This is a genomic window from Photobacterium aphoticum (assembly GCF_001029435.1).
Classification (GTDB): Bacteria; Pseudomonadota; Gammaproteobacteria; order Enterobacterales; family Vibrionaceae; genus Photobacterium; species Photobacterium aphoticum.
In genome coordinates this window covers 20,881-41,315 of record NZ_LDOV01000006.1, presented here as the reverse complement: position 1 = coordinate 41,315, position 20,435 = coordinate 20,881, and the positions used below count along the sequence as shown (strand labels likewise).

Below are 20,435 nucleotides of genomic sequence, written 5' to 3'. Positions count from 1 at the left end.
TAACACTGAACACCTGTTTTCCTTGCTTTTTGCTCTGATTGTGAGCGTTTGCCGACCGTCAATGCCCTGTCCGACGGTCGGTTTTTTTATGTGTAATTTACTAAACGAATGCCTTTTTCTTCCCTGCCATCCTCACCTCGCCCTAACATCTCTCTGCCTCGATGCTCTGCCCTAACCTAGCTCAAAGGTGGTGACACCAAAAGTACGATCCAGCGAAATATCCGGTATAGCATCGGTATACATACGGGCAGTAGAAAATACTGGGGTCAGTTGGTATTTCTCGGCCAAGGCCATTGCCGCATCATTCGCTCGCGGAACATCCAGATAAAAGTTCAGCTTTGCGGGCACATGCGATTTCAATGCAAGAAATAACACTTCTGCCTGTAATGGCCCATTGGCAAATAACGGCCCAATCTTAAATCCTTCCTGACATGGCCGTAGTACGCCATATCCCTGCAAAATGCCTTTATGCTGAATACCAAGCGCAATAGAGCCGGGTTGATGGATCCATTTCCGTAAAAATGCCGTGCGAGGCGCCGGAAAAAAGGCGCGATCGTAACGCTCAACTTCACTGAAAGGCATGGTTGTTAAATCCACCAGCGCCGTACGCGTTGAAGGACGTCCCCCGCCCTGACCTTCAAAACGGATATTGTTGTAAGCCAGCGTAAAACCTGATTGTCGGTAATTACTTTGCTGATCCACCACGCCATCTAAACCAATATTACAGCCCTGCAAATACGCCAAACCGGCTTGCCATAGCGCGAGCCCATACCCTTTTCCTCGGTGCTCTGGCTTCACAATGTAAAAACCCAGAAAACCAAAGTGTTCGTCGTATTTCACAACCGAAATGGATGCGATGGGCTCATCGTTCAAATACCCCATCAGAAATCCATTCGGATCGGTGGAATAAAACGATTCAATATCATGCACACCAGGGTTCCAGCCCTCTTGTGCCGCCCAGTCTATCGCCCGCAGCAAGCCATCACGGGTCATTGTTTTTATCTGATAGTGATTTTTAGACATACTTTCTCCTTGTTATTCGGTAAGCGTAGACAACAAGGAAAATACCACCTCAGCCGCGATGTGATATCACTCGTAAAATAAGAAGGGGACTGAGAATGGCTAGCATTGCATCGTGTAATGAGCCAACATATTAACCCAGCACGATCAGCACACAGGCCATGAACACAAGCAAGGCATGGGGAAAAGCCACGGTCGGGCGAATAGCTTGTGTCGCATATTCGCGTATCAACCCAATCTGACTAGGTCGTGATTGCATGTAGTGGGTATTAAACTGAAAGGCCGTGGTATCGGGCTGAACATGCGCGCCGACATTCAGGGGATGTATGGCCTGTTCCAATTGTAATAAACGCGGAACAATTCGGGACTGAAAGGTTTTCCAGATTGCATCTTGAAGCCACACCATTAACAGAACAACGAGCACCACCATACCGGTTTTACCCGCTAATCCACCTGCCAACAAAAAGACACTGAATAACAGGAAATTAAACAGTTTAATGAGCAAAGAATATCTCTCATACTCTTCACACTGCTGTTGTAACAGTAACCACTCTTGTTCCAGTCCTTGTCGTTCTGCTGCCATAGTAGGTTCCGTTCACGCTTTTCTCCTTCACTATGTGTAGTCAACATAAGCAGAAATTGCGACTAAACGACTATAGTGTCACCGTTTTCAAGAATAAGACTCAACAAAATCCGTAAACACAGTGATCACAAACAACAAAATGAGACAGATAAAGAAATTGATATATAGCACCTTCGCCATTAATCGGTCTGTACGCGTAGCTAACCGTCGTGTCGCACTGACGGGCAGTAAAGAATAATTATTATCATTAATCCTTTTAGGCGAAAGACACAAAATCATCGCGTAGCCTGGAATACGCAAACCAACTCCGTCCCAATCAAGACGCTCAATACCTTCTTGCCGGAATTGCTTCTCTAGCCGTCTAATCGTTGTGAAATAAAACACAATCGCCTGAATGATTCCAAAGACGACGCCGATGCCCCATATTACAGCAAGTACAATCGCAATATCGTCATTTATCATTAGATATTACCTGTTTTAAAAAGAGTCAGATGCAAAACAAATCAACTCACTCATACATAAATAGAACAACCAATATCACAACACACAATACAGCACTAAAATAAAATAAAAACGCAAGTAGGCGATCTATTTTTGTTGCTAATCTCCGAGTCTCAGCCACAGGTAGCAATGGATAATTTTTGTCATTCAATCTCTGAATGTCACATAAAATAATAATTGCATAACCAGGAATTCTTAGACCAATGCCATCCCAATCAGGCCTTGTAATCCCTTCTATTAAAAACTGTTTTTCAATACGCCTCACCGTAATAAAATAAAACAAGATAGCCATGAGCATAGAAAAAATCAGACAACCAAACAATATATGATTCATAAGCTCAATGACATTATCACCAACCAAAACAAAATCTCCAACAATCAAAAATTAATGCTCAGAGGACATCATAGAAATTACCAACATATGATTGGGTCTTTTTGTCTATCTGAGTAGCCACAAAATATGTTGCAGTGATCCCAATTCCAATAGCAATTACCCATTCAATAGGTTTAGACATCAAATCCATTGTGCATGTTATAATGTTAACTATTACGCATTTATACAAAATGAATCTTTAATATGGTTGATTTTCATTTAGTAAAGAAATCACCACCAACAACGCCATACTCAAAGCAAAATTGGCGGTAAACAGCATGGCAAGAAACTTGTCGGTGGCTGTAGCGAGACGCCGTGTGTCATTCACCGGGATAAACGGGTAATCCTGCGCATTTAAACGCACCGAATAAAAAGCGAGCGCAATGGCATAATAGACCGTATGCAGGCCGAGCCCATCGTGAGAAAAATGCGGAGATGGATGCTGCATGAAATGGGTTTCTAACCGCCTGGCCGTGACGTAATCAAACACGCCGTACAACAACACACCGACCACTAAGGTACTCATCCACAATTGTGCGATGACGAACGTCGTTTCTGCACCCATCTTGTTTCTCCCTTCCCTGCCAGGCGTTACAACGCCAACACATCCAGACAACGTCTGTCAGTCTTGAGTCATCAGGACAAATAGACGACTAACAAACACATCACTACGCTACCACAGCAGGTAAACCGCCGTTTCGAGGGCTGTCACGCTTTATCATACAAATTTATTGATATTTTGATTATTACCTTAATCCAGATTAAGGAATCCCCCTGTTATTGCCGCTACCCTTGCCCGCTGCTTGTGCCTGAGGGGCATGAGTGCAACACGCGATTTAACGAGGATTGAACTTGAGTACTTTGTTTTCAGAAAGCCGCATCGGCAACATGACGCTAAAAAACCGCTTTATGCGCAGCGCAACGTGGGAAAACATGGCCACCGAAACGGGCCACATGACAGATAAACTGTATGACATCTACGAAGAGCTGGCTCAGGGCGAGGTAGGCCTGATTGTGACCGGTTATGCCAATATCGTGGCAGAAGAAAAGCCAAATGCGGGCATGATGGGCATGTACGATGATTCTTTCATCGAAGAATACCGTGTCCTGACAGAGCGCGTGCATGCACACGATGCAAAAATCGTGATGCAGCTGGCTTATGGCGGCACGAAAACCACCTACAACGTGGGCGAGCGTGTGATTTTTGCACCGAGTGAAGTACCTGAACGTGGTACCCAAACCCTTGGCAAAGCCATGACCAAAACGGAAATCGACTACATTGTCGATGCCTTTGCCCAAGCCAGTCGCCGTGCCAAGGAATCTGGCTTTGATGGGGTGGAAATTCACGCCGCGCACACGTACCTGATCAACCAGTTCCTGAGCCCTTACTACAACCGTCGTGAGGATGAATACGGCGGTAGTTTAGAAAACCGCATGCGCTTCCTGGTGGAAATTATCACCGCGATCCGTGCTTTAGTGGGGAATGACTTCCCGATTCTCGTGAAGCTGACGGCCTCTGAATTCTTTGAAGGCGGCCAGACGTTTGATGAAACTCGCGAGATGTGTAAGCAGCTTGAAGCGTTGGGTGTCGATGGCATCGTGATGTCAGGCAACATTCACGGTAACGCCAGCAGCATGGTGGGTGAAACCTTTGATGGTCACACCCTGCAAGCAGAAGGTTATTTCCACGAATACGGCGCGGTGATCAGCCAAGATATTCAGATCCCGGTGATCACCGTTGGCGGCTTGGCAGATTTCAATGCGATTGAAACTCTGGCTAACACCACCAACATCCAATACTTTGCGCTGTCTCGACCATTATTGGCGGAGCCGCATCTGATCAAGCGTTGGAAAGAAGGCCTGTTAGAGCCTGTCGATTGTGAACGTTGCTCGAAGTGCCGTACCAAACGCGGTAACTTCTGTGTGGTGTACAAAAAACGCAAAAAAGTGGCTGCCTCTGCGGCATAACAGTCACGCAGACTAACCACACAATGCATCGCATGCCAAAAGGCCAGTCAGTGACTGGCCTTTTTAATATGTGTTGCTCAAATCAAAAATGGACGCAAGCGCTCTAACAAAGGGTTAGATTAAACGAAATTGCTGCATCTTATGCTGTAAGTCATGCGCCAGCTGACTCAGTTCATGACACGCCTGCGTCGTATGATTCGCCCCTACCGCCACTTCTGTGGTTGAACTGTGGATCTTCGTAACACTGCGTTGCAGATCTTCCGTCACTGAATCCTGCTCGCTGCACGCACTGGCAATTTGCACACTCATGTCCGCAATTTGATTCACCGTCGTTTCAATAGAGTGAATTTTCTCCCCAGTGCCACGACTCTGGCTCACACACGCTTGGATCAAGGCACAACTTTCATTGGTTGCCTCACGGGCTTCATTAGCGCTCTTTTGCAGCTTCTCAATGATAGCAATGATTTCACCGGTAGAATGCTGAGTGCGCCCCGCCAACGTACGCACTTCATCAGCCACAACCGCAAAGCCTCGTCCTTGCTCACCCGCACGCGCCGCTTCAATGGCCGCATTTAGCGCCAGCAGGTTAGTCTGCTCGGCAATATCGCGGATCACATCCACCACCATACTGATATTGGTGGATTCTCTCTCCAGATCGGCTACTAAGCTGCCCGCATTTTCGATTTCTTCCGACGCGCGCTGAATTTGCGCCATCGTCTGGCTGACTTCTCTGGCGCCTTGCTGCGCTTCCTGATTGGCATCAATGGCTGACGCGGACGCATTTTCCGTATTGCTTGCCACCTCGGCGACCGTGGCACGCATTTGATCCATCGCTGTCGCGACCGTGGTAATTTCGCTCTGCTGACTGTCCATGCCTGCCGAGGTTTGTGCTGCAACGGTACTCACTTCTTCCACCGCAGAGCTCAATTGCGTCACCGCAGCAATGATATCTTCAATCAAACTACGCAAGTCTTGCTGCATTTGAATACTGGAATCAGCCAATTGCCCCAATTCGTCATTGCCTATCTGAGAACGATCTAATGCGTGTGATAAATCCCCTGCCGCAATGGCTTGTGACTGCGCCATGATCAGATTCAGCGGACGGCAAATCTGGCGGGATAGATACAGCGTCATTGCAATCATAAACACACTGATCGCGACAATCGCCCCGAACGCCAAGAAGCGCATGGTATTCACACTGCTGAGAATGCTGACCTGATTATTCTTCACAAAACCGAGGTTCATCTCACGTAGTGCATTAATACTGTTATCGACACCATTGTATTCATCTAAAGACGCTGCCAGAACGCGACGCGCCTGAACCATGTCCCCTAAGTGAATGGCTTGGCTATATCCCTCAAGCGAGCGTTTGTATCCGTTCCAATTACGCATCAGACGGTCAAACACCTGCTTTTCTTCACTCGAGGCTACCGTCAGACCATATGCATCAAACATGCGTTCTGCATTTTGTACTTGCTGGCCTGCGCGTTCAACGCGTTGACGCGCTTTGTCGATATCTTCGTAAGTCAAAATGGCATATTGCACACGACGGATATAAGACAACTCATAACGCATATCCTCAACTTGCAACATACTCGGTACCGTGGAATCTGTAAGATTCACCACATCGGTTTTCACGATGTCGACTTCGGCTTGAATAAAAAACGCAAAAGAAATCAGTAGAAGAATAATACAACTGAAAATTGACGCTATTTTCTTTCCAATAGAAAGATCTTTAAACATGATAATGAACTTGAATAAAACACTAAGAATTAAAATAAAAATCTACACATATTTATTTGCGCAAACAATCCAAATAACAAAAACAACCCTTTAAAATCATCAAGATATGTTTTATGTCATATTTTTGAATCACGCGATATGCGCATATAAACACCGCAACCGATTGCTATGTGTCACTATAGCATCAATTAATTTACGCCTTTTTACTGTTAATTTTAGGTGCATTCCAATCCATCAAGTAATGATAAAAATCGGAAAAATATAAAGCGTGAAATATATACCCATTAATACAACGCCATTCACTTTACGTATATTTAAATAATTACCACCTTTTCACGTCAATATTTTGTCATTACTAACGTCATTGGCTATTTATTCTTTGTTATGGTTAATCTGTACTGAAAAACAGCAATACATGTATAACGACAAGAAAAACGGCTCAAAATATAAACGCAAAAAGGCCAGTCAATGACTGGCCTATATAGAGATTCAATATCTTTATTACATGTATTGCCCTACACTAAACGGAACTTCTGCATCTTCTTTTCAAGGCTATTGGCTATCTGGCTTAGCTCATTGCACGCATCACGCGTGTATTGCGTCTTCTGTACAATATCGGCTCGGTACAAGTCTTCGGCTAAGCGATCTAACTCAAGGCATTCGTTGGTCAATGCCGAACCTTTCTGTTCTTGGCTATCCCTATCCGCATTCACCTTTTCAATAGCCACACTCAGTTGCGTCACGGTAGCAGACACGTCTTTGATCAGAGAACTTAAATCCGTCTGCATTTGCATACTGGTATCAGCCAGCCTACCCAATTCATCATCACCGATTCTATTACGGGCAAATTGGTAGGTTAAATTCCCTGATGCGATGGCATTTGACTGCGCCATTAACATATTCAACGGACGGCAAATGCTGCGGGTCAGTACAATATTCATCGCGATCATAAACACCGCAAGGATCAGAATCGATCCCAACGCCAGATACAGCATGGCATCCACGCTTTGGATGATACTGATGCGGTTCTTTTTAATAAAGTTCAGGTTAAGCTGGCGTAAATCACTCAGCGATGCATCCAATGCGGAGTAAATATCTAACGACTTCGCCAAGACCTGATGTGCTTCATGACGCTTACCATGGTTAAGCAATTGGTTATAACGGGTCAGCGAGTTTTCGTAGACTTCCCAGGTTTGCACGAAACGGTCAAACACCTGCTGCTCATGATCGGTAATGACGGTAACGTCATACGCCTTCAACATTTGATTGACCATCAATACCTGGCGGTCAACGCGCTCGATATGCTGGTACGCTTGGTGCTCATCTTCATACGTCAGGATGGCATACTGTCCGGTACGGATGGTCGACAACTCATAACGCAGCGCCTCAACTTGCGCCACACTCGGTAAAGTCGAATCGGTCAAGTTGACAATTTCTTTTCTTACAAGATCGATTTCAGCACTGATCAGGAAAGCAACGGCAACAAGTAACGCGACAATGCAAGAAAAAATAGATGCTATTTTCTTTCCAACAGGGAGATGTTTAAACATGATAAGCACTAAAAAAACGATATTTTCTAAAGGAGGCGAAATTTACACAAAAACATTTTATTACACAATATAAATCAGTAACTTATTATCACGGATATGCTTATGTATGCATACTATTTATTGACTATTCTGGGAAAACAGCCATCGCAAACGGTTGCGTTGTGTCACAATGGTCTCAAATCTTTCTGCTTATTTGGATGCAATATATAGCTGAAAATAATCTCTGTTCCGATGAAAAAGTGACAAAACAATATTCAATAATTCACGTTTCATCGGTGTAAATACTCTTCTCGTTACACCTTGTTTACTTATAGTGTCACTTTCTCTTTCATTACTTCGGTATTACTTCTCATTCCCGCATAGAACGCCAAATGCATTCACTGATGCGCAACCATTTTGTGACAGAACAACATACTCCTTCTACGCCATTTATGTCATGATTACCCACAGTTTGTAACATGGAAAAGGCCAATATGGACGACAACTCACCAAAACTTTCTCTTCGCACCATTGAACCCACCGACTATCCTGAACTGGCCGAACTGATGAATCTGGTTTTTCATGATGTAGGCGGGGCTTGGCCACGTATGACCATCATGGATTTGATCCACCAATTCCCTGATGGACAAATCTGCATTGAATACAATGGGAAAATTGTGGGTGCAGCGCTCACCATTAAGGTGAATTACAACCGCTTTTCACTGCCCCACCTGTACACGGACATCATTAATGAAAACAATGTCATTCAGAACGAGGTGACAGGAGATGCCATGTATGGGCTGGATGTGTTTGTTCATCCGGATTACCGAGGGCTGCGCCTTGGCCGCCGTTTGTATGATGCGCGTAAAGAGCTGTGTCGCACCCATAATTTCAAAGCGATATTAGCCGGGGGGCGCATTCCGAACTACCACTTGCATGCTGATACCCTCTCGGTACCGGACTACATCGATAAAATTAAGCGCCGTGAACTGCACGACCCTATCTTGTCGTTCCAACTTGCCAATGACTTTGATGTGAAGCGTATTATGCGCGGCTACCTGCCGGAAGATGATGCCTCCAACGGCTACGCGACGCTGTTAGAATGGGATAACTTTTTCTACGAAGAAGACGTCGAGTCCATCCACGACATCGAAAAAACGCTGGTGCGTATTGGTGTGGTGCAATGGCAAATGCGTGCCATGAACGATTTGGAAGATTTTCTGGATCAAGCCGAGTTCTTCATCTCCTCCCTGTCGAATTACAAAGCCGACTTTGCCTTGTTCCCGGAGTTTTTCAATGCGCCACTCATGGGGTTAGAAAAAGATCATAACTCGGTGGAAGCGATCCGTTTTCTGGCCAGTTTCTCGGAAGACATTAAGCAACGCTTTTCGCAGATGGCCGTGACCTACAACATCAATATCATTGCTGGCAGTATGCCGGTTATTGAAGACGGCAAACTGTACAATGTTTCGTACCTGCTGCAGCGTGATGGCGAAATTAACGCACAGTATAAAATTCACATCACGCCACATGAGGTCAAAGACTGGGTGATTGACGGCGGCAATGAAGTGCGCGTGTTTGAGACCGATGCAGGCCGTGTGGGGATCTTGATCTGTTACGATTCTGAATTCCCCGAATTAGGCCGCATGATGGCAGAGCAAGGCGTACAAATCCTGTTTGTGCCATTCTGGACAGACACGAAAAATGGCTACTTACGGGTACGCCTCTGCTCGCAAGCCCGCGCCATTGAAAATGAATGTTATGTGGCGATTGGTGGCAGCGTCGGCAACCTGCCTCGGGTCGATAATGTGGATATTCAATATGCACAGTCAGCGGTTTTCTCGCCGTCCGATATTTATTTCCCGCATGATGCTACGCTGACGGAAGCCAGCCCGAACACGGAAATGATCATTTTCGCCGATGTGGATTTGAGTAAGCTGAAGCAATTAAATACGGAAGGCTCAGTCACCAACTTGCGCCATCGTCGAATGGATCTGTATGGCGGCTTCACGCAGCCCCATGACTCGCCAGACATGACAGAGATGGTAGACACAGTCGACACGCGCCAAAATACAGTAGAGCTGCAGACGAATATCAAAGAATAACCTTTCCTGTTCAGCCATCAAAAAAGAAGGGCGAGATCGTCAATACGCTTTCTCGCCCTTCTTTCTTTTCGCTTTATCTTTTCACTTAAACCATTTCTGCATATTGCTCGGCTGTCATGCCGTAAAACAGGCGGTCATCTGCGCCATGTTCCACTTTGTAATAGCCGGTTAAACAGCCTTCTCGGCGGAAACCGCATTTCTCTAATGTTTTATACGAACCTGCATTTTGTCCGTAGCAGTCTGCCGTCAGTTTATGTACGTCTAATGTTGTGAAAGCCAACTGAGTCAACGCACGACAAATGGCCGTTGCAATCCCCTTGCCCCATGCATGCTCCGGCAGTTGGTAACCCACTTCCATATTGCCTGCCAACAACATCACTTGTGCTAAGCCACCCATGCCCATGTATTGGCCTTGGTGGTCACGAATAATAACGGTGGGATGTTCCGGCCAGCGATCTTCAGCAATGGCTTGTACCGTGTCTTCGATAATCGGGTCGAAAAAGCCGTGATACAGCGCGTCAGGCGCAGGCGCAAAAAACAGATAGGTAGTGACATTTGGGTTCGCCAGCATGGCAAGAATATCCACCATGTCTTCATGGCGGATCAGTGACATGGTGTAGTCGTCTGTCAGGGGAATAGATTGGCCTTGGCGCAGTGCGTCAACATTCATCATGGAAAAGTGTCTCGTTGTTCATTTGGGCGAGAGTATATACACTAGCCCTCGCCCTGCATTGAACATTTCCGACAATTTAGCGTAACGTCGCTATTTCCAGCCCATGATCCAGTTTTCCTGATTTTTCAATTCACGCCAATCAATGGGAAACAATCTGTGGTTGATCACTGCTTGGATCAGGCAGCGAGTCACTTTCTGGTTTTCGTCGAACTCGACGTCAATCACCATAAAATGTCGCTCTTTTCCTTCCACATGGGTTTTGGTCCATTTACTGCCATATAAGGCTTTGGGATGGATGCGATTCATCGTGACCTCCTGATGGGTATTACCTGTGTCCTTATTAAACCGTACTGACTGCAGTTACCGCTTTTCAAAGTACGCTGACAGATTATCACGGGATCAGGAGGTTGTATGCCAACCACAATGCGCATTCCTTTGAGGTGTGCACCTCTTAGCCATATTGTGAGAAATTTGTGAGATTTTACGGAGTGTCTTGCAAGATTTGTTCGCCATGATCAATACAACATTCATCAAAGGACGAACAACGCTATGAAAAATACCGTTTGTACACTGGCAGCCACAACTTTGCTTTGCAGCCTGGGCGCATCATTGTCTGCGCAAGCGGCGGAGTTAGATATCACGATCACCAATGCCACAAAACAAATCTATTTCACCCCTTTATTGATCAGTGCGCATTCCTCTTCCGTCTTCCTTTTCCGCAGTGGTGAAGCTGCCACACCAGAACTGGAAGCCATGGCCGAAGGGGGGGATATTGCAGGCTTGGCTTCTCTTGCCAGTAACGCCGGTGCCATTAGCAGTGAAAACCCGGCAGGCGGCATTTTAGATCCGGGCGCATCCACCACCACCAGCCTCTCAACGGGCGATGCTACGCATTTGTCCATCACGGCCATGCTACTGCCTACCAATGACGGTTTTGTGGGTTTGGATAGCTGGCCCATTCCAACCACGCCAGGTATGTATACTGTGCGTCTGAATGGGTACGATGCAGGTACCGAAGCCAATGACGAACTGGCAGCCAGCATGCCCAACCCACCATTCATTACTTTTGGTACGGGCGGTACAGGCGTTGAAACCACCATTACCAATGACACCGTGCATATCCATCCGGGTAACTTAGGTGATACCGATCCGGCCGGTGGTTTAAGTGATATCGACAGTACCCGTTATCGTTGGTTGAACCCTGTGGCTGTTGTCACCATCACCGTGAAGTAAGGGGGTCACCATGCGAAATTGTACGCGCAAAGGCAACATCTACCGCAGCGGCTTATTAGCACTGTCTGTACTGCTACTCGCCGGGTGTCCGAATGATGACGATGACAACGGCGTCACACCTATCGGGGATGCTCCAACACCCAATACGGAAGGACGGTTTGTCGTGGAAGTCACTAACCTCACCGCTAACCAGCCGTTATCACCGGTAGCGCTGATTGCCCATCATGATGACTACCAATTGTTTGAGATCGGACAACCCGCCTCTCTCGCTTTGGAAGCATTGGCAGAGAGTGGTGATAACAGTGATGTACTGGCGGAAAAAGACAGTAACACAGCCATCATCGCCAGCTATGGCGGAACCGGTGTGATCCCTCCGGCTAATGGTGAACAATTCACGCTGTCTCTTCCGATTGATTCCCCCGCTTACCTGACAGTAGCTAGCATGTTGGTCAATACCAATGACGCATTTGTCAGTGAGCGCTCACCGAATCTCAGCGACTTATTAATTGGGGAAATGATCACTGTCAGTGTGCCGGTTTGGGATGCAGGCACGGAAGACAACACCGAAACGGCCGCTACGATTCCGGGGCCAGCCGGAGGCGGGGAAGGGTTTAATAGCGCACGTGAAAGTAATGACCGCGTGAGCTTCCACCCGGGGGTTGTCAGTCAGGATGATCGTTTAGCCACCTCTGCCCTGTCGGCCAATCATCGTTTCTTAAATCCGGGCGTCAGCATGCGCATTATGCGGGTCGAATAAGGCAGAAATCGCCTACCGTATGAAAGAAAAACAGCGTGGGTCGGTCTGCTGTGGGGAGTACGCACTGCCTACGCAGATCCATTCACCTGTTTTTTGGATATACGGTTATGTCTCACAACGTACCCCAGACGCGAGATCCTCATACTCAATCTCTTCGTCATGAAGCCCTTCATCACAAGAGCCGGACACAGGTAGCCCCCAGTATGATTTTGATGGTAGAAGATGACAGCGATCTGGCCGATTTGATCAGCATGCATCTGTCTTTTCAGGGACATGATGTGATGCGCACAGTCACCTTGAAAGAAGCCCAGCAGTTACTGACGCAAACCGCATTTGATCTGCTGGTGTTGGATCGTGGCCTGACTGATGGTGACGGGCTGACACTATGCCAGCAAGTACGCTCCGCCCATTTTACCTTGCAAGATCCTTGGCTTCCGGTACTGTTTCTGACCGCACGTGACACCGAGCGCGATAAAGTCGACGGACTAGAATCAGGCGCGGATGATTATCTGACAAAACCTTTTAGCGTCTTAGAATTTCAAGCACGAGTGCGTTCTTTGCTACGTCGCCAATATGCTCAGCAACAGCGTACAAGCACTCAACCGGAGACGGAAAGTTCGTCTGAAAGAACGCCAACTGACAGCTCGCACTCCACAAAAACCCGTGAGGCCCCGCTTTCCTCTGAAGAAGACGATGTGTTGATATTTGATGGGCTGATCATTACGCCTGAGCGCCACCATGTCGCACTCAACCAACAAACCATTCCACTCACCGCGACTGAATTTACCCTGCTGCATTTCATGGCTCAACGGCCTGGTCGGGTCTACAGCAAAGATGAGCTGCTGCAACAGGTCTGGCAAACCGACTTTGCCGGCTATCACCACACCGTGTGCAGCACCATCAACCGGTTACGCACGAAATTAGCACCAACCGGTCACGATCATAAATACATCCACACGGTATGGGGCGTAGGCTACAAATTTGAAGCGTAAACACCAAACGGAATAGATCCCCTGAAAGATCAATAGATAAAGAAGGACACACTCATGAATTTCAAATTACGACTGGTGTTACTCACCTGTGGCTGGTTTCTCTTTTCCGTTGTGCTTCTTGGCTCCCTGTTTTACTACCAGCACACCACCGTAGAGCAGCGAACGCAACAATCTCTACACCGGGATTTAGCCACCCATATGCGTGATGACAGCCCGCTGATGATCGGCCATGACTATAATCCCAAAGCGCTCAAAGCCATTTTTCACACCTTGATGTTACTCGGCCCCGACTTTGAAATTTACTTTCTCGATCAATACGGTCAGGTACAAAGCCACGCCGCGCCCAAAGGCCGAGAAATTGCCTCTCATGTGGATCTTGCCCCGATTAACCAGTTTTTGAGTAACGCCTCATTTCCGATTTTAGGTGATGACCCCCGCCATCCCGACCAAAAAACGGTTTTCTCGGTCGCCCCCATATTTGACGAGCAACAAATCAGCCCCATTGGCTACTTGTATGTAGTCATAGGCAGTGAACAACATGCTCTACTGGCACAAGATGCATGGCAGGCGCTCTTCCCGTTTTCACCAATCTTACTGTTGCTCGCCATCGCCCTGATCGGCGGATTGAGCTTGAGCCTCTATGTGCTGGTAACGACCTCGCTGTTGCGCCCTATTCAAACCATCACTCAGCAATTGCAGCAGCAAGCACAAAATGACTTCCTGCTTCCCCGCACCTTTACGGCACAAGTGCCGGAATTGACGCCTATCACTAAACAGTTCTATGCCATGGCACAAACCATTTCCCGACAATTTCTCCAACTGCAACAACAAGAGCAACAGCGTCGCGAATTGCTGATGCAACTCAGTCATGATCTCAAAACGCCGCTTTCCAGTATCATGGGCTATTTAGAAACGTGGACGATACAGAACCAGCCTGCGGACCCACTCATTCTGACGGCACAGAAAAATGCGCAGAAGTTAGCGGATCTCTTGCAGCAACAAATGACGCTGGCTCGCGCGGCCACCGCAAATGCCAAGAACACAGTAGCGTTCGATTCTGTCAAACTCAGCGATATCATTGATGAGGTACTGGCGAACGTGAAACCACAGGCCGATAAAAAAGCCCTGCGCTTATCGCTGTCGTTGCCGCCAGAAGACACGCTGGTTGCCGACACGCACCTACTGCAACGCCTGTTTACCAACTTGTTTGATAATGCCATTCGTCATGCGCCGTCTCACGGGCGTATCACCTTGCGGGTACAACATCTCGATGAAGGGTATGCTGTACAGCTGTTCAATGCCGTCGACCCTAAAGCGCCAACAGGTAGTCTAGGTTTAGGCACGAAAATCATTCGTTCGATTTTGATGCTACACCACAGCCACCTGACTACTCGCCAGTCTGACGCGCAATTTGAGCAAGCTTTTGTGTTGCCCTTGCAGCCTTAAACATACAATCGCACATGTAAACGACACGTATAAGCGGGCATAAAAAATGCCACGTCCAGTTAGACGTGGCATTTATGCTCAAGCTACTTCAGCCCCAAGCAACCTCAATACGGCTTATCTTCGGGGATATTTTAAATCACCAACGCACTGCCCAATTGACGCGCTGCTTCATCATCAATGACAGGCTGGACAGAAATGTCCATATCGTTATTCCAGCGCAAGGCGTAAGCGGTCACCGCTTCAATGCTGTTCGATTCCACCACACAGACACCCGCTCCACTGACTACATCATGCCAGCGACCGATTAAGGTAATGTCATCCCCCATCAGGGCGTCATCTTGCTCTTTGGTCAGTTGCGCGAAATGCGCCAGCACGTCGTGTGTACGTCCCTGATAGATCTGCCACGAAATCAAAAATGTCATGATCATTACCTCACTCTGTAAAATGCTTCAATTACGTCTGCCGGTGTGGTTTAGCACCTGCTCATTGAGTATAACCCGTGCATTTTGTCTATTTCCGGCCCATTCCCGGGCTTTTCGTCCTTTATCACCCTTTTGTTTGAATCTTCTTGTCATGATGAGACCTCACGCACTCAACGAAAATACGAAGTGAGAACAAGGCTTTAGATGCTGTTTACTTATTGAGCAGATGCGTACAAATTTATTGATCAAGATCAAATAAATGTTCTAATCATCAAAAAACAATACAAACCATTCTCATTCCCGATGTAATATGCGAATGATTCTTATTTGTTAGCATTTCACAGGATAGTTATGCCGCGCGTATCGACTTTGTTCAAAACCGTTCTTCTGCTCAGCAGCTTCATGGCGAGTCCGCTCGTTAGCGCTGAATCCATCACTGTTAATCACGTGTTAGGCTCAACCGTGATCCCTGATACTCCAGAGCGTGTGATCGTTGTTGGCGGCAATGGTAGCTTGGATGTGCTTCACCGCCTGGGCATTAAGCCGGTTGGTGCAGTCACTACCCTGATGCCAGACTATCTGAAAGACTTCGCAAAAGAAGGCATTGTGCACGTTGGCAGCACAAAAGAAGTGGATTACGAAAAGATCTTCACACTCAAGCCAGACGTGATCATTGCTGAAGCACGCATGGTGGATGCCTACCCAACCCTGTCCAGCATTGCCCCTACCGTGATGTACACGGTGGAATACGGCAATTACTGGGAAGATACGCAGCGTAACTGGCGCATGCTAGGTAAGATCTTCAACAAAGAACAAATCGTTGAAGACTACATCAATGAGACAAACGATCAGTTTGCGGCGATTCAAGCACAAGTGAAGAAAAACGACTTGAATACGTTGGCGGTCATGAACAACGGCAACAACGTGTCCATGTTTGGCCGTGAAGGTCGCTTCTCTGTGATTTTCAACGAGTTGGGTTTTAAAGAAGCGAAAGGTACCGATTCTACTAACCCACACGGTAACCTGATTTCTTTTGAATTCATCGCGGAAGCAGCGCCGGATGTCCTGTTCATCCTAGACCGCGAACAAGCGATTGGCGCAAGTGTCGGTAAAGCGAAAACCTTGTTCGATAACCCACTGATCAAGAGCACACCGGCGTACAAAAACAATCGTATTGTGTACCTGAATCCAACCGCTTGGTACATCTCCATTGCCGGTATGGACGCGACACAAATTATGATTGATGACATGAACGCAGTTTTCTCACCTAAGACTGCCCACTAATTTTTTCTTCTAGCCCGGCACTCGCCGGGCGTTGTTGTACTATGCAGAACCTAAAACATCTCTCAGCCTTTCTGGCTCTTTTGCTGTTAGGCAGCGCGTCCCTGTTCGTGGGTGTCGCCGATATTACGCCGCAAAACCTACTTGCCGGTGACGGCCATGCGCAATCTATCCTTTTTTCCAGCCGTTTACCGCGCTTATTGGCCATTTGTTTAGCCGGTGCCGGGCTGAGTGTTGCTGGCCTTATCATGCAACAGATCTGTCAGAACCGCTTTGCGTCGCCTGATACCACAGGCACCATTGACTGCGCCATGCTGGGCTACATTGTTAGCCTGTTGTTGTTTGCAGACATGAGTCGCTGGGCAAACCTGATCATCATTTTTGTTTTCTCTGTTGCCGGTACCCTGCTGTTCGTACAATTCCTGCAGCGCCTGAAATTCAAAAATGCCGTACTGGTACCGTTGATCGGCATCATGTATGGCAACGTGATTTCTGCGCTAACCACCTTCATTGCTTACCGTTACGACTTGGTACAAACCTTGTCAGCATGGACAGTGGCAAACTTTGCTTCAGTTCTGCAAGGTAACTACGAGTTCCTGTACCTGGCCCTACCCGCTTGTATTATCGCGTACTACTTTGCCAGCCAGTTCAGTGCGGCCAGCGTGGGCGAGAGCTTTGCCAAAAACATCGGTATCGACTTTCAGAAGATCGTTTTCATCGGCGTCTTGATTGTGGCGGTGTTGTCGTCGTCTGTGGTGATGATTGTCGGCGTGATCCCGTTCTTGGGGCTTATCGTGCCAAACCTGGTGGCCATGTACATGGGCGACAACATGCGTCGCAACCTGCCGTGGACGGCCTATTGGGGTGTGATGATGGTACTGGCCTGTGACGTGATTGGCCGTGTGATTATTTTCCCTTACGAGATGCCTATCTCCATGATCATCAGCATTGTGGGTGGCGCAATCTTTATTGCCTTGGTTCTACGAGATAAATCTAATGCGTGATGCTCATAAAGCAATCGGTCTGGCATTGCTCAGCGTCTTAATTATTGGTTACTTCATTGGTCAGGGACTGAATGCCCACAACTATGCGTTCTTCCTGTCCTTGCGCTTGCCAAAAGTGATGGCCATTGTACTGGCCGCCATCGCGATTTCCAGCTCGTCACTGGTGTTTCAGACCATCACCAACAACCGCATTCTGACACCATCTATTCTGGGTTTTGACTCCCTGTATGTGATGATTCAGGTGATGATCGTGGTGATGTTTGGCAGCATGAGTGTCTGGCTGATTGATGCCAAAGTAAATTTCGTAATCACGACCTTGGCGATGTGTGGCTTTGCTTCCATTCTGTTCGGCTTCTACTTTCGCCGTAAAAATAGCAACGTCTTTACCCTGCTGCTGATCGGTATTGTCTGCGGTAGTCTGTTTGGCAGCGTGACCAACTTTTTCACCATGTTGCTGGATCCGAACGAGTTTATGAACCTGCAAAACACCATGTTTGCCAGCTTCAGTAACGTGAATAAAGACTTGGTGTACTGGTCTATCGTACCGCTGGCACTGTGCTTAGCGAACTTGTACCGCCTATCCAATAAGCTGGATGTGTTCTGGCTGGGTGTCGATAATGCCAAAAGCTTGGGCGTTGATACCAAGAAAGTCACCATGCAAGTGATGATGACCATCACGCTAATGGTCTCGATTTCAACCGCACTGGTTGGCCCGGTACTGTTCTTCGGCCTGATTGTCGTCAGCCTGACACGCCAGATGTTCACCGGCTACCAACACCGCTTTTTGTTGATGGCTGGCAGCCTGCTTTCGGTTGTGTTGCTGGTTGGCGGCCAATGGCTGATTGAAAAAGTCTTCGCGTTTGATACTACCATCAGCGTCATCATTAACTTTGTGGGCGGCAGTTACTTCCTCTTCCTCCTAATGCGCAATAAGTTTGATTAATCATGATTAAGTTAACTGGATTATCTAAAAAATATAACGACGCCTTTGTGGTTAAAAATGCCGATGCGTTGTTCCCATTAGGTGAAGTGACCTCCATCATCGGTCCCAACGGCGCGGGTAAAAGTACCCTGCTGTCCATGGCCAGTCGTCTGACTGACAGCGATGCCGGTGAAGTGCTGATTGCCGGTAAACCCCTGTCACAGTGGGATACGCAATCACTGTCAAAACAACTGGCGGTATTGCGTCAGTCAAATAACATCAACATGCGCTTTACCGTACGTGAATTGGTGGCGTTTGGCCGTTTCCCGCACAGCCAGGGCCGCTTGACTGCAGAAGATAACCACATTATCGATCAGGCTCTGAATCACTTGGATATCGAGTACATTCAGGACAAATTCTTGGATCAGCTCAGTGGTGGTCAGCGTCAAATGGCCTTCATCGCAATGGTGGTGGCGCAGGATACGGACTACATCTTCTTGGATGAGCCGCTGAACAATCTGGATATCAAGCACTCGGTTGAGATCATGCAAACCCTGCGTAAGCTGGCGCATGAGATGAAAAAAGCGGTAGTGATTGTGATCCACGACATCAACTTTGCGTCGTGTTATTCCGACAACATCATTGCGATGCGTCGTGGCGAAGTGATTGCCAGCGGTAAAACCGTTGAAGTGATCCAAAAACCGATCATGGAAAATATCTACAACATTCCGTTTGATATTCAGGAAGTGAACGGTAAACGTATCTGTATGTATTACGGCATGTAAGGCAGTACAAAACAGCCGCAACAGACAGAGACAAAACATACAAAGACAAAAAAGCCGTTATCCTCGATTGAGGATAACGGCTTTTTCGTTTAGCGTTAGCAGTGCGATATTTATGTGCAAATTACACGTTGGCAGACTGCGCTTCGCTATCCTGATGCTTCAGCACTTTGTGACCTTCTTCTGTCACGCCCTGCTTCCAGTAACTGCTGATGTAGCAATCTGAACGAGGCACTTCACGTTCACCGTTCAGGTAAGTACGGATCGCCTTCATCGCCGTAAATTCACACGCACACCATACTGCCACTTTACCGTCTAGCCACGCCAAATCAGCAACAACGTCAGCCAGTAATGGCGCTTGCTCACCCTGCACATTCACCACTAGGCTCATGCCCGCTGGCAATGTCATCGGTTGTACATCATCACGGCTGGTCACGTTCAGCACGACATAACCTTTGGCATCCGCAGGCAGTGTCGCGACTTTGGTCATCACCGCTGTCAGTGACGTCATGTCAGCCACCAGCAGGAACCAATCCGCTTCGCTGATATAGCTTTGAATAGTCTGAGGGCCCGCAAAACACAATGTGTCACCGGCGGTCGCGTTAGCCGCAAAATAGGCAGCATAGCCCCCTTGTGAGGCATCAAACGGCGCGGTGGTATCAGCATGGCTGACAAAATCCACAGACAATGTGCCTTGCGCCATGTCACGGCCACTGATAGTCAAAGTACGCATCACCGGCTTGGCACTTGCCATCAGCGCTTCAATGCTGGTTTCGCCTTCAGGACTAAACAGCAACTTGACGTATGAACCGGCACAATCAGCCGGGAAGCGAGCAATATCTTCCCCGCCAAATACCACGCGGTGCATGTTCGGCGTGATACGTGAATTGGAAACCACGGTCAGGGTTTTGATTTTCTTTTCTTCTAATGCCGCAGCTAAGTTAAACTTATTCATTCTAATTCTCATTTGCATATATTGGCATTATTCTACCCCATTTCAGCAAACCGTTGCCGCACTTTTTTAGCTAAAATTTCTGATATTTATCAAACGTCATCACGTTATTTTCACGCGGGCGAACATAGTGCTTGTTCGACGATTTG

The 20,435-nt window shown here is 47.5% G+C and carries 20 protein-coding genes and 1 pseudogene; 10 read left to right on the top strand and 11 right to left on the bottom strand.

Going from position 1 to position 20,435, the window contains the following annotated elements:
• Positions 1–171: 171 nt before the first annotated feature.
• The 5 genes from ABT58_RS03065 to ABT58_RS03045 form a co-directional block, all read right to left on the bottom strand.
• Positions 172–1,023 (bottom strand): GNAT family N-acetyltransferase, encoded by an 852-nt coding sequence (locus ABT58_RS03065; protein ID WP_047872896.1) that lies wholly within the window; start codon positions 1,021–1,023, stop codon positions 172–174.
• Positions 1,024–1,153: 130 nt separating this feature from the next.
• Positions 1,154–1,603 (bottom strand): hypothetical protein, encoded by a 450-nt coding sequence (locus ABT58_RS03060; protein WP_047872895.1) that lies wholly within the window; start codon positions 1,601–1,603, stop codon positions 1,154–1,156.
• An 87-nt stretch (positions 1,604–1,690) separates the two neighbouring features.
• A complete protein-coding gene (locus ABT58_RS03055; protein WP_047872894.1) occupies positions 1,691–2,065 on the bottom strand; it encodes a hypothetical protein in 375 nt (124 codons plus the stop codon).
• Between the two features lie 46 nt (positions 2,066–2,111).
• Positions 2,112–2,486 (bottom strand): hypothetical protein, encoded by a 375-nt coding sequence (locus ABT58_RS03050; RefSeq protein WP_146147247.1) that lies wholly within the window; start codon positions 2,484–2,486, stop codon positions 2,112–2,114.
• Between the two features lie 190 nt (positions 2,487–2,676).
• Positions 2,677–3,042: a hypothetical protein gene (locus ABT58_RS03045; protein ID WP_047872892.1), complete on the bottom strand. Its 366-nt coding sequence runs from the start codon at positions 3,040–3,042 to the stop codon at positions 2,677–2,679.
• 287 nt (positions 3,043–3,329) lie between these two features.
• On the opposite strand from ABT58_RS03045, the gene ABT58_RS03040 reads away from it, so the two are divergent.
• Positions 3,330–4,445, top strand: a complete 1,116-nt coding sequence (locus ABT58_RS03040) for an NADH:flavin oxidoreductase (protein ID WP_047872891.1) — start codon at positions 3,330–3,332, stop codon at positions 4,443–4,445.
• A 114-nt stretch (positions 4,446–4,559) separates the two neighbouring features.
• Here the strand turns inward: ABT58_RS03040 and ABT58_RS03035 are convergent, their stop codons facing one another.
• Positions 4,560–6,191, bottom strand: coding sequence for a methyl-accepting chemotaxis protein (locus tag ABT58_RS03035; protein WP_047872890.1), 1,632 nt, complete (start codon positions 6,189–6,191; stop codon positions 4,560–4,562).
• A gap of 512 nt (positions 6,192–6,703) precedes the next feature.
• Entirely contained in the window at positions 6,704–7,738 is a 1,035-nt protein-coding gene (locus ABT58_RS03030) for an MCP four helix bundle domain-containing protein (RefSeq protein ID WP_082210923.1), read from the bottom strand.
• Between the two features lie 473 nt (positions 7,739–8,211).
• Between ABT58_RS03030 and ABT58_RS03025 the strand changes: the two are divergent.
• Positions 8,212–9,744 (top strand): annotated as a pseudogene (locus ABT58_RS03025) (GNAT family N-acetyltransferase); the annotation flags it as partial.
• A 163-nt stretch (positions 9,745–9,907) separates the two neighbouring features.
• Here ABT58_RS03025 and ABT58_RS03020 read toward each other — a convergent pair.
• Positions 9,908–10,492 (bottom strand): GNAT family N-acetyltransferase, encoded by a 585-nt coding sequence (locus ABT58_RS03020; protein WP_047872914.1) that lies wholly within the window; start codon positions 10,490–10,492, stop codon positions 9,908–9,910.
• A gap of 93 nt (positions 10,493–10,585) precedes the next feature.
• Positions 10,586–10,801 carry a TIGR02450 family Trp-rich protein gene (locus ABT58_RS03015; RefSeq protein ID WP_047872889.1) on the bottom strand — a complete coding sequence of 72 codons (216 nt, stop codon included), beginning with the start codon at positions 10,799–10,801 and terminating at the stop codon, positions 10,586–10,588.
• Between the two features lie 243 nt (positions 10,802–11,044).
• Here ABT58_RS03015 and ABT58_RS03010 point away from each other — a divergent pair, with 243 nt between their 5' ends.
• The 4 genes from ABT58_RS03010 (at position 11,045) to ABT58_RS02995 (ending at position 14,923) form a co-directional block, all read left to right on the top strand.
• A complete protein-coding gene (locus tag ABT58_RS03010; RefSeq protein ID WP_047872888.1) occupies positions 11,045–11,728 on the top strand; it encodes a spondin domain-containing protein in 684 nt (227 codons plus the stop codon).
• Positions 11,729–11,738: 10 nt separating this feature from the next.
• Complete coding sequence (locus ABT58_RS03005) at positions 11,739–12,485, top strand: spondin domain-containing protein (RefSeq protein WP_047872887.1); 747 nt, start codon at positions 11,739–11,741, stop codon at positions 12,483–12,485.
• A 203-nt stretch (positions 12,486–12,688) separates the two neighbouring features.
• Positions 12,689–13,477, top strand: a complete 789-nt coding sequence (locus tag ABT58_RS03000; protein ID WP_047872886.1) for a response regulator transcription factor — start codon at positions 12,689–12,691, stop codon at positions 13,475–13,477.
• 54 nt (positions 13,478–13,531) lie between these two features.
• Positions 13,532–14,923, top strand: a complete 1,392-nt coding sequence (locus ABT58_RS02995; protein WP_047872885.1) for a sensor histidine kinase — start codon at positions 13,532–13,534, stop codon at positions 14,921–14,923.
• Between the two features lie 131 nt (positions 14,924–15,054).
• Here the strand turns inward: ABT58_RS02995 and ABT58_RS02990 are convergent, their stop codons facing one another.
• Positions 15,055–15,345 (bottom strand): DUF3303 domain-containing protein, encoded by a 291-nt coding sequence (locus tag ABT58_RS02990; protein ID WP_047872913.1) that lies wholly within the window; start codon positions 15,343–15,345, stop codon positions 15,055–15,057.
• Positions 15,346–15,696: 351 nt separating this feature from the next.
• Here ABT58_RS02990 and ABT58_RS02985 point away from each other — a divergent pair, with 351 nt between their 5' ends.
• From ABT58_RS02985 to ABT58_RS02970, 4 genes are read left to right on the top strand one after another with little or no spacing between them, the layout of a single operon-like run.
• On the top strand, positions 15,697–16,629 hold the full coding sequence (locus tag ABT58_RS02985) for a siderophore ABC transporter substrate-binding protein (RefSeq protein WP_047872884.1): 933 nt from the start codon (positions 15,697–15,699) through the stop codon (positions 16,627–16,629).
• Positions 16,630–16,670: 41 nt separating this feature from the next.
• Positions 16,671–17,630: an ABC transporter permease gene (locus ABT58_RS02980; protein WP_047872883.1), complete on the top strand. Its 960-nt coding sequence runs from the start codon at positions 16,671–16,673 to the stop codon at positions 17,628–17,630.
• Complete coding sequence (locus tag ABT58_RS02975; RefSeq protein ID WP_047872882.1) at positions 17,623–18,573, top strand: iron chelate uptake ABC transporter family permease subunit; 951 nt, start codon at positions 17,623–17,625, stop codon at positions 18,571–18,573. Before ABT58_RS02980 ends, ABT58_RS02975 begins: the two co-directional genes overlap by 8 nt.
• A 2-nt stretch (positions 18,574–18,575) precedes the next feature.
• Entirely contained in the window at positions 18,576–19,337 is a 762-nt protein-coding gene (locus tag ABT58_RS02970; protein ID WP_047872881.1) for an iron ABC transporter ATP-binding protein, read from the top strand.
• 121 nt (positions 19,338–19,458) lie between these two features.
• On the opposite strand, the gene ABT58_RS02965 is transcribed toward ABT58_RS02970, so the two are convergent.
• Positions 19,459–20,289 carry a siderophore-interacting protein gene (locus ABT58_RS02965; RefSeq protein WP_047872880.1) on the bottom strand — a complete coding sequence of 277 codons (831 nt, stop codon included), beginning with the start codon at positions 20,287–20,289 and terminating at the stop codon, positions 19,459–19,461.
• Positions 20,290–20,435 lie beyond the last annotated feature (146 nt).

Bases quoted from the DNA above. Each gene is read 5' to 3' on its own strand.
- ABT58_RS03065 (WP_047872896.1), bottom strand. From the start codon at position 1,023: ATGTCTAAAAATCACTATCAGATAAAAACAATGACCCGTGATGGCTTG.
- ABT58_RS03060 (WP_047872895.1), bottom strand. From the start codon at position 1,603: ATGGCAGCAGAACGACAAGGACTGGAACAAGAGTGGTTACTGTTACAA.
- ABT58_RS03055 (WP_047872894.1), bottom strand. From the start codon at position 2,065: ATGATAAATGACGATATTGCGATTGTACTTGCTGTAATATGGGGCATC.
- ABT58_RS03045 (WP_047872892.1), bottom strand. From the start codon at position 3,042: ATGGGTGCAGAAACGACGTTCGTCATCGCACAATTGTGGATGAGTACC.
- ABT58_RS03030 (WP_082210923.1), bottom strand. From the start codon at position 7,738: ATGTTTAAACATCTCCCTGTTGGAAAGAAAATAGCATCTATTTTTTCT.
- ABT58_RS03020 (WP_047872914.1), bottom strand. From the start codon at position 10,492: ATGAATGTTGACGCACTGCGCCAAGGCCAATCTATTCCCCTGACAGAC.
- ABT58_RS03015 (WP_047872889.1), bottom strand. From the start codon at position 10,801: ATGAATCGCATCCATCCCAAAGCCTTATATGGCAGTAAATGGACCAAA.
- ABT58_RS03010 (WP_047872888.1), top strand. From the start codon at position 11,045: ATGAAAAATACCGTTTGTACACTGGCAGCCACAACTTTGCTTTGCAGC.
- ABT58_RS03005 (WP_047872887.1), top strand. From the start codon at position 11,739: ATGCGAAATTGTACGCGCAAAGGCAACATCTACCGCAGCGGCTTATTA.
- ABT58_RS03000 (WP_047872886.1), top strand. From the start codon at position 12,689: ATGATTTTGATGGTAGAAGATGACAGCGATCTGGCCGATTTGATCAGC.
- ABT58_RS02995 (WP_047872885.1), top strand. From the start codon at position 13,532: ATGAATTTCAAATTACGACTGGTGTTACTCACCTGTGGCTGGTTTCTC.
- ABT58_RS02990 (WP_047872913.1), bottom strand. From the start codon at position 15,345: ATGACATTTTTGATTTCGTGGCAGATCTATCAGGGACGTACACACGAC.
- ABT58_RS02985 (WP_047872884.1), top strand. From the start codon at position 15,697: ATGCCGCGCGTATCGACTTTGTTCAAAACCGTTCTTCTGCTCAGCAGC.
- ABT58_RS02980 (WP_047872883.1), top strand. From the start codon at position 16,671: ATGCAGAACCTAAAACATCTCTCAGCCTTTCTGGCTCTTTTGCTGTTA.
- ABT58_RS02975 (WP_047872882.1), top strand. From the start codon at position 17,623: ATGCGTGATGCTCATAAAGCAATCGGTCTGGCATTGCTCAGCGTCTTA.
- ABT58_RS02970 (WP_047872881.1), top strand. From the start codon at position 18,576: ATGATTAAGTTAACTGGATTATCTAAAAAATATAACGACGCCTTTGTG.
- ABT58_RS02965 (WP_047872880.1), bottom strand. From the start codon at position 20,289: ATGAATAAGTTTAACTTAGCTGCGGCATTAGAAGAAAAGAAAATCAAA.